This is a genomic window from Psychrobacillus sp. FSL H8-0510 (genome assembly GCF_038008345.1).
GTDB lineage: Bacteria > Bacillota > Bacilli > Bacillales_A > Planococcaceae > Psychrobacillus > Psychrobacillus psychrotolerans.
Genome location: NZ_JBBOYZ010000001.1, coordinates 162,934 through 177,591, shown reverse-complemented (window position 1 = coordinate 177,591; position 14,658 = coordinate 162,934). Strand labels below are relative to the sequence as shown.

Annotated in this window: 17 protein-coding genes; 6 read left to right on the top strand and 11 right to left on the bottom strand. The window is 36.1% G+C overall.

What is annotated here, in order from left to right; all coding sequences use genetic code 11:
- Positions 1-149 precede the first annotated feature (149 nt).
- Positions 150-1,346, bottom strand: coding sequence for an NAD(P)-dependent malic enzyme (locus MHI40_RS00895; RefSeq protein WP_340761143.1), 1,197 nt, complete (start codon positions 1,344-1,346; stop codon positions 150-152).
- Positions 1,347-1,772: 426 nt separating this feature from the next.
- Between MHI40_RS00895 and MHI40_RS00890 the strand changes: the two genes are divergently transcribed.
- The 3 genes from MHI40_RS00890 to MHI40_RS00880 all read left to right on the top strand — a co-directional run bounded on the left by MHI40_RS00890 (position 1,773) and on the right by MHI40_RS00880 (position 3,059).
- Positions 1,773-2,465 (top strand): hypothetical protein, encoded by a 693-nt coding sequence (locus MHI40_RS00890; protein ID WP_340761142.1) that lies wholly within the window; start codon positions 1,773-1,775, stop codon positions 2,463-2,465.
- An 80-nt stretch (positions 2,466-2,545) separates the two neighbouring features.
- A complete protein-coding gene (locus MHI40_RS00885; protein WP_093536580.1) occupies positions 2,546-2,857 on the top strand; it encodes a DUF3243 domain-containing protein in 312 nt (103 codons plus the stop codon).
- Positions 2,850-3,059: a hypothetical protein gene (locus tag MHI40_RS00880; protein ID WP_093536582.1), complete on the top strand. Its 210-nt coding sequence runs from the start codon at positions 2,850-2,852 to the stop codon at positions 3,057-3,059. Before MHI40_RS00885 ends, MHI40_RS00880 begins: the two co-directional genes overlap by 8 nt.
- A 69-nt stretch (positions 3,060-3,128) precedes the next feature.
- Here the strand turns inward: MHI40_RS00880 and MHI40_RS00875 are convergent, their stop codons facing one another.
- The 4 genes from MHI40_RS00875 to MHI40_RS00860 form a co-directional block, all read right to left on the bottom strand.
- Positions 3,129-3,668: a biotin transporter BioY gene (locus MHI40_RS00875; protein ID WP_093536584.1), complete on the bottom strand. Its 540-nt coding sequence runs from the start codon at positions 3,666-3,668 to the stop codon at positions 3,129-3,131.
- Between the two features lie 158 nt (positions 3,669-3,826).
- Positions 3,827-4,213 (bottom strand): DnaJ family domain-containing protein, encoded by a 387-nt coding sequence (locus MHI40_RS00870; protein ID WP_093536586.1) that lies wholly within the window; start codon positions 4,211-4,213, stop codon positions 3,827-3,829.
- Positions 4,214-4,305: 92 nt separating this feature from the next.
- Positions 4,306-4,770 carry a PH domain-containing protein gene (locus MHI40_RS00865; protein WP_340761140.1) on the bottom strand — a complete coding sequence of 155 codons (465 nt, stop codon included), beginning with the start codon at positions 4,768-4,770 and terminating at the stop codon, positions 4,306-4,308.
- A gap of 13 nt (positions 4,771-4,783) precedes the next feature.
- Entirely contained in the window at positions 4,784-5,863 is a 1,080-nt protein-coding gene (locus tag MHI40_RS00860; RefSeq protein ID WP_340761139.1) for an AI-2E family transporter, read from the bottom strand.
- 136 nt (positions 5,864-5,999) lie between these two features.
- On the opposite strand from MHI40_RS00860, the gene MHI40_RS00855 reads away from it, so the two are divergent.
- Positions 6,000-6,440 (top strand): NUDIX hydrolase, encoded by a 441-nt coding sequence (locus tag MHI40_RS00855; RefSeq protein ID WP_093536592.1) that lies wholly within the window; start codon positions 6,000-6,002, stop codon positions 6,438-6,440.
- Positions 6,441-6,678: 238 nt separating this feature from the next.
- Here MHI40_RS00855 and MHI40_RS00850 read toward each other — a convergent pair whose 3' ends face one another.
- Both MHI40_RS00850 and MHI40_RS00845 read right to left on the bottom strand, forming a co-directional pair.
- Positions 6,679-8,118, bottom strand: a complete 1,440-nt coding sequence (locus MHI40_RS00850; RefSeq protein WP_340764330.1) for a DEAD/DEAH box helicase — start codon at positions 8,116-8,118, stop codon at positions 6,679-6,681.
- Between the two features lie 13 nt (positions 8,119-8,131).
- Complete coding sequence (locus MHI40_RS00845) at positions 8,132-8,431, bottom strand: cupin domain-containing protein (protein WP_340761138.1); 300 nt, start codon at positions 8,429-8,431, stop codon at positions 8,132-8,134.
- Between the two features lie 202 nt (positions 8,432-8,633).
- Between MHI40_RS00845 and MHI40_RS00840 the strand changes: the two genes are divergently transcribed.
- Positions 8,634-8,855, top strand: a complete 222-nt coding sequence (locus tag MHI40_RS00840) for a DUF2187 family protein (RefSeq protein WP_093536598.1) — start codon at positions 8,634-8,636, stop codon at positions 8,853-8,855.
- On the opposite strand, the gene recQ is transcribed toward MHI40_RS00840, so the two are convergent.
- Positions 8,840-10,606 carry a DNA helicase RecQ gene (gene recQ, locus MHI40_RS00835; RefSeq protein ID WP_340761137.1) on the bottom strand — a complete coding sequence of 589 codons (1,767 nt, stop codon included), beginning with the start codon at positions 10,604-10,606 and terminating at the stop codon, positions 8,840-8,842. The two genes, MHI40_RS00840 and recQ, sit on opposite strands and share 16 nt — an antisense overlap.
- 37 nt (positions 10,607-10,643) lie before the next feature.
- A complete protein-coding gene (locus MHI40_RS00830) occupies positions 10,644-10,877 on the bottom strand; it encodes a hypothetical protein (protein WP_340761136.1) in 234 nt (77 codons plus the stop codon).
- A gap of 110 nt (positions 10,878-10,987) precedes the next feature.
- Here MHI40_RS00830 and MHI40_RS00825 point away from each other — a divergent pair, with 110 nt between their 5' ends.
- On the top strand, positions 10,988-12,181 hold the full coding sequence (locus tag MHI40_RS00825; RefSeq protein ID WP_340761135.1) for a class I SAM-dependent rRNA methyltransferase: 1,194 nt from the start codon (positions 10,988-10,990) through the stop codon (positions 12,179-12,181).
- 480 nt (positions 12,182-12,661) lie between these two features.
- Here the strand turns inward: MHI40_RS00825 and MHI40_RS00820 are convergent, their stop codons facing one another.
- Both MHI40_RS00820 and MHI40_RS00815 read right to left on the bottom strand, forming a co-directional pair.
- Positions 12,662-13,630 carry an ABC transporter ATP-binding protein gene (locus MHI40_RS00820; protein WP_340761134.1) on the bottom strand — a complete coding sequence of 323 codons (969 nt, stop codon included), beginning with the start codon at positions 13,628-13,630 and terminating at the stop codon, positions 12,662-12,664.
- Positions 13,605-14,651 carry an ABC transporter ATP-binding protein gene (locus tag MHI40_RS00815; RefSeq protein WP_340764329.1) on the bottom strand — a complete coding sequence of 349 codons (1,047 nt, stop codon included), beginning with the start codon at positions 14,649-14,651 and terminating at the stop codon, positions 13,605-13,607. Before MHI40_RS00815 ends, MHI40_RS00820 begins: the two co-directional genes overlap by 26 nt.
- Positions 14,652-14,658 lie beyond the last annotated feature (7 nt).

The following is a 14,658-nucleotide window of genomic DNA, read 5'->3' as shown; positions in this document are numbered from 1 at the left end:
TTCTACATCTATTATATTTTAAATATTCGGAAATTTCATTATTTTTCTAGAATAGTAATTTGAACTATAAAATACGCGACAAAAAACGACTTAATTACTACATTAAGTCGTTAAATAAGCTATATTTACCTATATCCTTCCATTACTTACTAACTTTTAAGTACTGGCTCATAAAGTGTGGACACTCCCGAAGAAATTGCAGCCTTACTTACTGCTGAAGCCACAACCTGAACAACCCTTTCATCCAAAGCTCTTGGAATTATATAGTCATCTTTAAGCTCATTGTCATTTACTAATGAAGCAATTGCCTCAACGGCAGCCAACTTCATATCCTCATTAATATCGGTGGCTCTAACATCTAAAGCACCTCTGAAAATTCCAGGAAAAGCCAATACATTATTTACTTGGTTTGGATAATCTGATCGGCCTGTTGCTACTACTCTAACTCCCCACTCCTTTGCAATCTCATATGAAATTTCAGGATTAGGATTGGCTAGTGCAAAAATAATGGAATCCGTGTTCATCGAAAGAACTAAGTCTTTTGTCAGTAAATTAGCTACAGAAACACCGATAAATATATCTGATCCTTCCATCGCATCTTTTAAAGAACCTGTTAAACCAAGTGGGTTTGTTAAACTTGCAATCGATTGTTTAATAGGATTCATCCCTTGTTCACGGCCTTCATAAATAATCCCCGTTGAATCACACATAATGATATTAGTATATCCCAACTGGAGAAGTACTTTTAAAATTGCCATGCCAGCAGCACCTGCTCCATTAATCACAACTTTAACATTATTACTTGTTTTGTTTACTAGTCTCATCGCATTTTGAAGTCCAGCACCTACTACAATTGCAGTACCGTGTTGGTCATCATGGAAAACAGGAATATCTAATTCCATGCGAAGTCTATCTTCAATTTCAAAACAACGTGGAGCCGAAATATCCTCTAAATTTATAGCACCAAAAGTTGGACTTAACGCCTTAACAATTTGGACTATTTCATCCACGTTTTTTGTGTCCAAACAAATCGGGAAGGCATCTACACCAGCAAACCTTTTTAGTAAAATTGCTTTCCCTTCCATAACAGGCAAGGCAGCTCCTGGTCCAATGTCACCGAGTCCTAATACTGCAGTACCATCTGTCACTACTGCAACCAAGTTTCCTTTAGCAGTATAGTCATAAATAGTGGATGGATTGTTGTGGATTTCAATACACGGTTCTGCAACACCTGGTGAGTAGGCTAAACTTAAATCCTCCATGCTGTTCATGGGAACCTTAAAGACAACTTCCATCTTTCCCTTACTTTCACGATGCAATCGTAATGCTCTTGTTCTTAAATCCATCGACACATCCACCATCCTTTAGTATTTTCCCAATTGATAAGGATTATTAAGTTTTATCTAAATAATCTTTATATTCTGAGAATTATAGATAGTATTAAAGTGGATGTCAACAGTTAATGATTAGTGAAGTTCTTCACAAATAACTTCCTATGTTTATATTTTACTGGAAAATAAAGTTAAATTATTTTAGAGATCGATTTAATTCTTTTGCTCTAATAAAAAAATCGGTAACCTATTAAAGGCTACCGACGTATTTATGCACTATCTCAACTTTGAGGGGGTTAAGGTGTGCCTATCACCAGCTACAATTTGGAGAAAAGTCGCTGTTTTTAAACTTCTCAACTAGGAGAAACTTTCTATATGGTAATGATAATCATTTTCAATTAAAAAGTCAACTGTTTCTATAAAAAAATGTATACTACATATATGACAAACTTATCGAGTGACCAAATCCAACAATTAAATAACTATAGTGTATTTATCCAACCTAACGGAACAATATTATTCAAAGGGAATGATATCGCTAATGCACTCCCTATTATTAAGCTAATCTCTTCTTCACCTAATGAACCCATTGCAGCTTCTTTCTTTATGAGAAGGGTCGGAATGTTCATCTCCATGCAGTTTTATATGATGACTATGTATGATGAAATTTGGGATGGACCTATAGAACAGCTCCAGTTTTTTAGTACAACAGAATATGGGAATAAAACAATCAGTACATTTATCCCTCCAGAATATTTTCGAGACGTACAAGAAAATCGCAAATTGGATGTTCAACTTATATGGGAACAACAATGTTTTTCTATAATCAAACAACTCCGCTCAAAATGTAGTATATCTCCATTAGTTCTTTGGGAAAATGTGTTTGGTTACTTACTATGGCATTACTATACCTTTTTTGAAAATCCCGCGTTGGAAGAGAAAGCCAGAAATGATTGGTATCTGTTAAAGGATTCGTCCATTTGGGAGTCATTTAGTACGAAAGAATATTTCCGGCTTTATTTGAAAGATCAACAACCCGCAGAACTATTAAATACAACAATTAGAACCACTTGCTGCTTTTCAAAGGATATACCCGGATTGCAAAAATGTGGCTTTTGTCCACAATCAAAATAAAATTATTAGATTACTTATGCATGATTGCACACTCTTTGGACATACCTAAGTAGAGTTCAATAAAAAAGGAGTGAGGAAGATTGGGAAACAATATAGATGAGCGTGTCGATGCTAAGCTTGATAGTATTGGTCAAGAAGAAAAAGAACAAATTCTACAAAATTTTTCTAACTTTAAATCGTATTTATCTGGAAAAGTTGCAGCCGGTGAAAAAATGGGACTTAGTGATGAAACATTAGCTAAAGCTACTGAAAAAGTTGCTGGTTATTTAGCCAACCACGAAGAACCACGCAACCGAGAAGAACATGTTCTTCAACAATTGTGGAAAAGTGGAGACAAAGAGCAGCAACAAGCCCTTAGTCATATGCTTTTAAACATGGTTAAAAATGGCTGATATTCGTAAGGAAGCAACTGGAAGGATCCTTGACAATCCCGATGGAGTACGTACCACTAAGGAAAGCCTATTTGATATGCATGAAGACATGCAAACTGTAGATGCCCTTCCTGTCGAGGATATAAATATTGAATTTCTAGATGAAAAAGACCACAACCACACAAAAAATCGTTCACTTAGTTCAGAACGATACCCCAAATAAGAAAAACACTTGCTCCACTATCCCACTAGGAGCAAGTGCTTTTTTTATACAATGACTTTACACAGAAGCTTATATTAGTTTTGCCGCTACCAGTCTTGTCCGAATAATAATGCCTATTAGTGCAGCAACAACCGCTTTTGCAAGGTCGGGAAGGATAAATGGTAGCATTCCTCCTTTAAACGCTGCATCCCAAGGAAGTTCAGCTACTATTTTCAACCAAATAGAACCAAGTATTAGTATGATAAATACGGCTATGATATTTGCGATAATTGCTTGCATCCTCGAATACTTAAAAGTATCCAAATACCACCCGACAAATAGCGCAGCAGGTATTATTGCTAACAGGTATCCACCTGTCGGTCCAAGTACAATACCAAATCCACCTTTCATCCCAGCAAATACTGGAATTCCAATTACGCCCATTAATACATATACCGTTACTGCAAGAGTTCCATACTTAGCCCCTAATATAGTTGCTGTTAGCATTACCGCAATTGTCATTAATGTAAATGGTACAGGTGGAACATTAATCATGATTTGTGCAGCAACTGCTATGATAGCTGCAAACAATGCGGCTACAATCATCATTTTTAAACGTTCATTTCTCATAAAAGTTTCCCCCTTAATAAATGAGTTAACCTAATTTAATTTTAATGTTAACTCATTTGTATTTTAATAAGAAATAGAACTTCCGTCAATACAATTATTTAAGAAGTACGTTAACGCTAAAAAAAGCCGCAATCCAGAGGATTTTGGCTTAGTTATTATTACCATCTGCTAGCGGCGGAATCTATTGTTTCTAATCTCACCAATCCTTTTTGCATAGGTGGTGGACATGCTTTATTGTACTGCATTATTTTATCATTTACCTTTGTTACCCTAAATTGTAGTCCTTCTTTTTCACCATTTAAATAATTTTTCGCAATATCATGCAGTTCGTCCCTTATCTCATGCTGAAGCTTTAACCAGTGTGGTTTATATCCAGCATCCTTCGCAATTTTTTGGAAGTGTTGAAAGATATCACCGGTTAAGTATTCCTCCGATATTGGCTTCCCCGCGCCCTTTAAGTTGTCCATGCCACCTGTCTTCGAATACTCTTTAAGAATATCCCCTATCAAGTCATTACTTGGCTTATTGAAGCTATCATTATCCATAATGCACCTCTTCCCTGAATGATTGATTTCATCTTGGAATGCCATTAATAATATACTATGCAAGTGCGATCATCTACTGCCCCCAACGCTAGCTATACGTGAGGTATTACATTAGAGGTAGCATGTGGCGCCTTTTGTAATAATAATTGTAAAAACTGTTCCTGATTGTCTGGAGAAATTATTATACTCCCCATTAACGAGTTTTTATAATGAATTTCCAGTGCATCCTTGGAGGAAAGAATACGATAGCCCACTAATATATTCGATGATTTATTTACCTTCGTCATATCCTTATACTTTATTTTACTTCGAAAAGGACCTCCTTTGACATATAAATAGTCATCGTAAAATATGTAATGAATGTCAAAAGAAATCCATATGAGAAAACCGGTACATACTAAAAATAAAGCAATCATAATCCAAATAGCCAAATAATCAGGTGAATTTGTATAGAACAATTCGTATGCTACTGGCCACATTATCGCTAACGCAATAATAACTAGCGCAACCGACATCATCATCTTAAACGTCCTATCCATTTTCGAACGGAATTTCATCCAATTCTACCTCCTACACTGACTTTGTAGCAGCATCCTTTATCCCCACTCGGTTAGCATAGATATTTTTTAAAATAACCTTTATCACTGCATAGGTAGGAATAGCTAATATAATTCCCCATAACCCTGCGATATTCCCCGCTGCCAAAATAACTGTAATGACCGTCAATGGATGAATATCTAAGGATTTCCCCATAACATTCGGTGTGATGAAATTACTTTCAATCTGTTGTGCCACTAACATAATAATTGCTACATAAATTGCCAACTTTGGTTCTTGAGTAAGGGCAATGATTATCGCTGGTATCACCGAAATATAGGGCCCTAAAAACGGGATAACATTCATCATCATTCCAAATATTGCTAGTAATAAGGCATATTCTAATCCAATAGCAAAATAGCCAATCAGCAACATTAATCCAACTAAAAAGCTGACAAATAATTGACCTTGAATATATGAGCGCAATGTATCATCAATATCTGCTAAAGTCTTACGAATCCAGGTCTTTTTCTCCCCTTTAGCAAAACTAGAAACAAAGGGAGCAAACTTTTCATGGTCTTTTAACATATATACAAGGAAAAACGGTACAAGTACCAGTACGAAAATTCCTTGGAAAACACTTTGAATGAATTTGAAAAGCAACGAACCTGCTGAAACAGCTATATCGTTAATCTTCCCTGTTGCATCATCCACTGTATCTTGTAGTGTCTCCGGCAAAAGATCTTTTTGGGATAGCGCATATTTTGTAACCTCCTCCACGTCTTCTATAATTTCTGGAGTGTTTTCAACTAATTCATTCACCTGCTCCGTAATTGGCGGACCGATTAGTGCATAAAAAAGCCACCCTATTAAGCCAATAACAGCAAATACCGATAGGATACTTGCCCATCTCGGGAACTTGACTGATTCTAACCATTTTAATAATGGACGTGACAGATAAAACAGAACACCACCTAAAAGTAAAGGTAAGAATATTGTTTGTCCAATGATCAAAAGCGGTGAAAAAATACTTTTGACTTCCATGAACATGCGTATAATAACTAGCGTCAGTAGTATTGCTACTCCTGTTTGAAACCACAGTTTCTTTGTCATGTGATGCTCACTTCCTCTATTATTAATAAGTACTATGTTTTACGTTTTTTCCTAATTGAAAGTTTCAATTATTAATACATATCGTACCATTATTTAAGTTACACTTTTACAATTATTATCGGAAGGATGATTTAACATGGAATACTACAAACAGCTAAGACAATATGTAGGACATCAACCTCTAATATTACCTGGCTCTAATGTGCTTATATTGAACGATAAAGGTGAAATATTACTGCAAGAACGTGAACCAGGTATTTACGGTCTACCTGGAGGTCTAATGGAACTCGGTGAAAGTTTTGAGGATACAGCCAGACGTGAAGTACTGGAAGAAACTGCTCTACTTGTAGGGAAACTACAACTCTGTAATGTATATTCTGGCCCAGACTATTATATTGAAAACCCGAACGGCGATAAATTTTACTCCGTTTCTGCAGTTTTCAAAACATCAGAATATAGCGGAGAAGTTTTAGCAGATGATGTTGAATCCATTAGTCTTCAGTTTTATCCTCCTACACAATTGCCTAATGGAATTATGGAGAGTTATCGAAAGTTTATTGAGGATGCTTTACTTTAGTACTTATAGGAAAGTTCCGGTAGTTCCTTGTGTCAAAGTAATAAGCTACAATTTGGATTTTACTTGTGCTCATGTATAGTTTACTAGCTTCTGTTTGTAGAATACTAACGGTCTTTGGGATGTTACTTTTAAGTCTATATTTACTTTCGCATTACTACCTTTTACTAGCAAAAGGGATAATTTTTTCGAATGATAGTGGAATGCAATAAAAGAGGCTTCCCATTGGAAAGCCTCTTCTTTATTTGTTGGCAATATGCACTTTTAGTAATTTACCTTTGACTGTTGTATTTCTCATATTTTTCAATACAAGCGAGCCTTTACCGTTTAAAATTTCTACATAGGATACTGTGTCTTGAATCGTAATAATTCCAATATCATCTGCAGTAATTCCTTCAATTTTTGCAATGGTTCCAACAAAATCGACGGCACGGATTTTCTTTTTCTTACCACCATTGAAATATAGTTTAGTAATATTGGCGTTTAGTTGCTCACCCTTAGATTTTTTAGCCTCAGGTTGCTCCTGCATTTTCACATCAAATGCAGCACGACTTTTTACTATCTCTTCTTTAGTAGGTTCTGATGCTGTGGAAATTTCGAAGCCGATAAATGATTCGATTCCTCTTACAAACTTATCTTCAAAAGGAGTTGCTAACATTATCGATTTACCACTTCGCCCTGCGCGACCTGTTCTACCAGTACGATGTACATAGCTTTCTTCCTCTAATGGAACATCATAATGAATTACATGAGTAATATCATCAATATCAATCCCACGAGCGGCCACATCCGTAGCAATTAGATAACGGAATTCCCCTTTTCGGAAATCATCCATTACCTCGAAGCGATCCTCTTGCATCATCCCACCATGTATTTTGTCAGCGGTATATCCTTTTTCATCTAACACATCTACTAGTTGTTCTACGCGTTCTTTTGTACGACAGAAGATAATACAACTGTCTGGGTTCTCCACAATTGTTAGCTTCTCTAGTAATGAAAGCTTTAACTCCTCAACTACAACATACTTCACATGTTCAATGTCTGGAGCATTTTCTTCCGATGCATCAATTTCAATGGATACCGCTTGTTTCATATACTTTGTACTTAATTTTTTTATTTGGTCAGAAAGAGTTGCTGAAAATAGCATTGTTGTACGAGCTTTTGGAAGTAATTTAATAATAGATTCTACTTGTTCCAAAAAGCCCATATTCAGCATTTCATCTGCTTCATCAATAACTAGATATTCCATCTTAGATACATCTAACGTTCCTTTTTCGATATGGTCTAGTACTCTACCTGGAGTACCTACAATCACATGCGTTTTTTGCTTTAAAGCTAACTTTTGTCTAGCAAAAGGTGACTTTCCGTAAAGAGCTAACCCTTTTATACGTTTATAACGGCCAATATTGGTAATATCCTCTTGAACCTGAACAGCAAGCTCTCTTGTAGGTGTTAGCACTAATGCTTGAGGTTTGTTTTCCTCCCAGTCTACAAGCTCACATAATGGTGTAGCAAAAGAAGCTGTTTTTCCACTGCCCGTTTTAGATTTCACTAAGACGTCCTGTTTTGCCAAAACTACTGGTATTACCTTCTGTTGCACTTCTGTTGGCTCTGTGTAGCCTAATTGTTCAATGGCACGTAAAATTTTCTCATCTAACTTAAACTCTTTAAAATGCACTATGCATAATCTCCTCTTACAAACTTATTTTAGTTACAACTATATCCGAATCTTCTAATGCTTTTAAGGCATGCTTTTCCAATGGTTTCATATGCAAGATGGTCCCAGTCGTTACAGTATGCTCCACACCTTCTACCGTAAACTGTACTTTCCCTTTTCTAACAACAATCAATACATTTGCATTAGCATGATGTTCTTTTACTTCTTCCCCAGCACGCAATTGAATATTCATGATATCAAAATCTTCTTCTTTAAGAACGGTCGTAATTTGTTTCTCTTTTTCGTCCAATACATAAGGTGTTCCGATTAAATTCATCTGACGTTCCTCCCATTCATATTGGTTCCAAACAAATCTGTTAACCCTATCATATACTTAGTTTCTCCAATATATCAAAAATATTCGACGTCATTCCCTTGTATTCGAGTTTTAATAATCTCTTTTACAGATTTTCAACCCTAATCTATGGTATAATTAAACTATCGCTAATGCGGAATAAAACTAGAAAAGAGGCATACACATGAGTTTTCAACGACAACCTAAGGAAGTTTCCCCCTTTGTGGCAGCTAGGAAAATTGATGAGAAGATCTCTTTCACTCGTAATGATCACGAAGTTCAAGGTACTATTTTTAAAATTCTAGAGCAATCAGTAATTGTCGAAATCTCTACTGAAGATGCCAAAAAGATTAATGTACCTTCTAATCTTACAGTAGTATCTCATAAAAACTACACGATAGTATAATTGTGAATTTCCTCGAGAAAAACTTGTCCATATTTTTCTCGTTTGTTTTCACCGATTCCGTGAATTTCTAATAATTGTTCTTCGGTTTGCGGGCGCTCTGCACACATATGCTGCAGAGTCTTATCAGAAAAAATAACAAATGGTGGTACACCAACTTCGTCCGCAATTTTTTTCCGAAGTATTCTTAGTCTTTCGAACAATGGATCACTCTTCGCAATTTGTTTCGTCACCGTTACACCTTTACGTTCCACCCTTTTATTCCCCAACAATACTTCTTTTCCAGCATCAGATACATAAATGGTTGGCAAACTACCATGCTTCACTGAAAGAAACCCTTCTGCAATCATAAACTCCATTAGTCCAGAAACTTCCTTTAATGATTTACCCTTTAATATTCCATAAGTTGATAACTTCGTAAAACCAAAATCGATTACTTTTTTGTTCTCAGAACCAGTCAATACTTGAGCAGTCATCGTCTTTCCAAATCTTTGCCCCATTCTAACCACACATGAAAGAACCATTTGAACCTCTTGTGTTACATCTTGTACTTCTCTTGAATCTGTGCAATTTCCACATCTGCCACATTTAGGAGCATCTGGCTCTCCAAAATAAGTAACTATAAATTGTTGCAAACAGTTTTCTGTGTGACAGTAATCCACCATTCCCTGCAGTTTTTCTAGTTCCTGAGGAATTCGATCACGGTCCATTGCTTGATCTATTAAGAATCGTTGCGTTTGAACATCTTGTGATGCATACAAAACTACACATTCACTTGGTAAGCCATCTCGTCCTGCTCTTCCAGCTTCCTGATAATAGCTTTCCATATTCTTTGGCAACTGATAATGAATTACGTAGCGTACATTGGATTTATCAATCCCCATACCAAATGCATTGGTTGCAACCATTACTTGCGCTTCATCTGTTAAGAAACGTTCTTGTTCACTGTTTCGAAAACTCTCTGGCAGCCCGGCATGATACTTTGCCGTCTCAATTCCCGCCTTATTTAATAGATCATATAACAAATCCACTGTTTTTCTAGTTGCAGCATAGATAATGCCTACTTCGCTGGCATTTTTTTTAATAAATTCTTTTAAAAACTTATTTTTATCCTGTCCAAGTACGACCGAAAAAGCTAAATTTGATCGTGCAAATCCCGTAATAACTGTATTATCTTCTTGAATTTGTAACAATCGGCAAATATCATCTCGTACAGCTGGCGTTGCGGTAGCTGTTAGGGCAAGTACTGTTGGCTGCTCTGTAAATACTTCCTTCAATCGATGAATAGCCCGGTAACTTGGACGGAAATCATGACCCCATTGAGAAATACAATGTGCTTCATCCACTGCTATTAAAGGAACTTTTACTTTTTTTAATTGGTTTAAAAAGTTGGGAGATTCTAAACGCTCTGGAGCTATATAAAGTAACCGATATTGGCCATTTTTTACTTCCTCCATTGTTTGTCTCACTTCTTCTGCAGTTAATGTACTGTTTATGAAGGTTGCAGGGATCCCAGCCTGAATTAAAGTATCCACCTGGTCTTTCATAAGGGAGATTAGAGGAGAGATGACAATCGTAGTGCCTTCTAGCATAAGTGCGGGGATTTGGTAACATAGAGACTTCCCTCCCCCTGTAGGCATTACACAAAGGCTAGAGTTCTCATCTAGTACATAGTTAATAACTGTTTCTTGTCCCTCACGAAAGGAATCATATCCAAAGTAAGTTTGTAATAATTGCCGTGCTTTATCTAACACTTAGGTCACTCCAATCATTTTTGAGAAAGTAAAGCCTCTATTTTTTCTTATTAGTTTTATTTACTATGTTATTAGTTGGTTTTGGATCCACTTTATCTACGTCTGTTCCTAGCAGGAAATAACCAATTACGGAAGATAAAACAGCTGCTCCTACAATAATAAGTATTTTGTTTATAATGGTTACTTCCGTATATTCTACTTGGTTTAAAATAATAGTTGCGAGCACCGCCACAACAATCATAATTGGTGGGATTAATTTTGACTTTTTCATTGCAAACTTCCTTCCTCTGCGCATGTATAGTATATTGTACCATAAGACTATCAAGGGTTTTTACCAAGACGTATGAGATAATATATAAAAAACATATAAGGATGAATAAAATGACACAAAATGAATTCGATATTAAAGTAACTGAAACACTTGCTCAAGAATTACAAAAAGGTGTTCCGATATTGATGAAAGACGGTTTCCTGGAACCAGAGTCTCTTGAAGAAGGATCTATACTAAAAATTCAAAATGCTTCTGGCCAGTTTATCGGAAAAGGCTATGTTGGAAAACAAAACAAAGGACTTGGCTGGCTCCTAACAAAAAATGAAAACGAGAAAATTGATCAGTCATTTTTCCAAAAAAAAATAGCTACGGCGATTAAACACCGTGACGACTATTATCATAATACCGATACAACAGCCTTTCGTGTATTTAATGGGGAAGGAGACGGTATCGGTGGTTTAATCATTGACTATTTTGATGGATACTATTTAGTCAGCTGGTATAGCGAGGGAATTTATTCCTTTAAAGAAATCATTTTAGAAGCCCTAGAAGCTTCCACTCCCTATAAAGGTATTTATGAAAAGAAACGTTTTGATACGAAAGGACAGTATGTGGAAGACGATGATTTTGTTAAAGGTGAACGCGGAGAGTTCCCTCTTCTTGTAAAAGAAAATGGGCAAAACTTTGCTATTTACTTAAATGATGGGGCAATGGTTGGAGTGTTTTTAGATCAACGTGATGTTCGTAAAACAATTCGAGATAATTATTCAAAAGGGAAAACGGTGTTAAACACCTTTTCGTATACTGGAGCTTTCTCTGTATTTGCTGCAGCTGGTGGTGCTACGAAGACAACAAGTGTAGATCTTGCTAAAAGAAGCTTAAGTAAGACGACGGAACAATTTGAAGTAAATGGAATCGATGTAGCACAACAAGATATTATTGTGATGGATGTATTTGATTACTTCAAGTATGCGAAACGTAAAGAATTATCCTTCGATATGGTTATTCTCGATCCACCTAGTTTTGCACGTTCTAAAAAGTATACGTTTAGTTCTGCCAAGGATTATACTAAACTGCTTATAGATGCCATTAATATTACAGAAAAAAATGGTGTCATTGTCGCTTCTACTAATAATGCCACGTTTGGGATGAAGAAGTTCAAAACATTTGTGGAGAAAGCTTTTAAAGAAAGTAACCGAAAATATTCGATTGAGGAAGAGTTCTCTCTTCCAACCGATTTTAGAACCTCTCCACTTTTTAAAGAAGGTAATTACTTGAAAGTTCTATTTATTAGAGCAAAATAGAAAAAGTATAAGAAAAACCCGGCCAAAAGAATCCCAGTTCTATAAGAACAGAAACGTAGATATGCCATTGATTTCCGCTCCGAGCGGACGCTTTCCGTGGGCACGGCTTCAGCCGCTTCCCTCGTTACACTCAGTCCAGGGTCTTCAGCTCGCGCTGTTTCCACTGGAGTCGCCGCTCTGCGCTCCAATCAACCATTTTCACTTATTAAAAACGAAGAATTGTAAATAGGATTAGCTAAATAAACGAGGATTATTTGATAAAAAGTTATGAGGAAAGTAATCCATTACTTCGTCTTTTTGTCAGCTTTTGGTCTTACACCAGTTATTCTCGAACATATATTAATCCCTCTCAATGGATATTTCACCTTATTCACTTCTATTTTAACAGTTAAATAACCCCCTACAAAAAGGCTTTCAGTAGTTTTGGAAGCCTTTTGCATTTTAATCTTTTCGATACATCTAACTCATCTTTAATTTGCACTACACATTATAAAGGTGACAAGCAACAAAATGGTTTGAAGAAACTTCCTGCCATTTCGGAACTGATTCTGTGCATATATCCATAGCACTTGGACAACGTGTGCGAAAGCGGCATCCGCTTGGAGGATCCATCGGATTGGGCACATCCCCTTCTAAAATAATACGTTCACGGATTCTTTCAATTTTGGGATCTGGTACTGGAATTGCTGATAACAAAGCTTTTGTATATGGATGAAAAGGCTCATCGTATAAATCCTCACTATCTGACAATTCTACTATTATTCCTAGGTACATGACCGCTATTCTATCACTAATATATTTTACCATTGATAAATCATGGGCAATAAATAAAAAAGTAAGCCCCTTTTTTTCCTGTAATTCTTGCAATAGATTAACAATTTGCGCTTGGATTGAAACATCCAAAGCTGCGATCGGCTCATCAGCAATAATAAATTCAGGTTCAACAGCAAGTGCTCTTGCAATTCCTATACGTTGCCTTTGCCCCCCACTAAATTCATGTGGATATCGAGTAGCATGCCTCTTATTTAAACCTACTAATTCAAGCAATTCATAAACTTTGTCTTCTTTTTCCTTTTTATTATAATGAAACTCATGATTATCAATCCCTTCTGATATTATTTCTAATACAGTCATCCTTGGATTAAGTGATGAGTAAGGATCTTGAAATATCATTTGCATTTTTTTCTTCATGTTCTTTATCTCTGTTGATGATTTTTTTTGAATATCTTCACCGTCATAAATTACTTGTCCTGATGTAGCCTTGTAGAGTTGAATAATTGTTCGCCCCGCTGTTGATTTTCCACATCCAGACTCTCCAACTAAACCTAATGTCTCTCCTTTATAAATATCAATAGTAATATCATCTACTGCTTTTAATAATTTGCCTTTACTTACATGGAAATATTTCTTTAGATTTTTAACTTCAATTAGCTTTTCGGTTTTCTTCATCTTTTGAAACTCCTTCTCCGCTCCGCCATTCAATTCGAGGTGCACGCTTATCTTCTAACCAACACGACACCATATGAGTATCAGATACTTTCGTACTATCAGGCGTGAAATCGTGACACACCTTCATGACATAAGGGCATCTAGCTGCAAAGGGACATCCTTCCGGTAATTGACTTAAGTCGGGTGGAGTTCCTGAAATCGGAATCAATTTAGTAGACCGAGAGGAATGTAACTTAGGCATGGATAATAGTAATCCTTTTGTATAAGGATGTCTTGCTTCATAAAAAATCTCGTCAACAGTTCCAGTTTCAATAATTTCTCCTGCATACATTACCGCCACGCGCTGTGCCATATTAGCGACAACACCTAAGTCATGGGTAATTATGACAATCGCAGCGCCAGTCTTTTTTTGTAAATCCTTCATCAAATCTAAGATTTGTGCTTGTATGGTTACATCAAGTGCTGTCGTTGGTTCATCAGCAAGTAATATATTCGGATTGCTCGCTAGTGCCATCGCTATAACTACTCTTTGCCTCATTCCTCCTGAAAACTGGTGAGGATAATCTTTTATTCTTTCTTCAGGATTTGCAATTCCAACTAGTTCTAGAAGTTCTGTTGCTTTTTTATATACTTCCTTTTTTCCGACTATTTGATGCCTCCTAAATCCTTCTATTATCTGTTTACCAATTTTCATAGTTGGGTTCAAAGAAGTCATAGGGTCTTGAAAAATCATAGATATTTCTGATCCACGTATCTTTTGCATTTCTTTATTACTATATTTGAGTAAGTCCTTTTTTTCATACATTATTTTACCTTGTTTAACAAAACTATTTTGTTTAGGGAGAAGACCCATTAAACTTTTTGCTGTAACTGATTTTCCAGATCCTGACTCTCCAACAATAGCTAATGTTTCCCCTTTTTTTAATTCAAAACTCACTCCGCGTACGGCTTTTATCTCTCCATCATCATGACTTTTAAAGGAAACATGAAGATTTTCTACTTTTAATATGGTATCTTCCATCATTGTC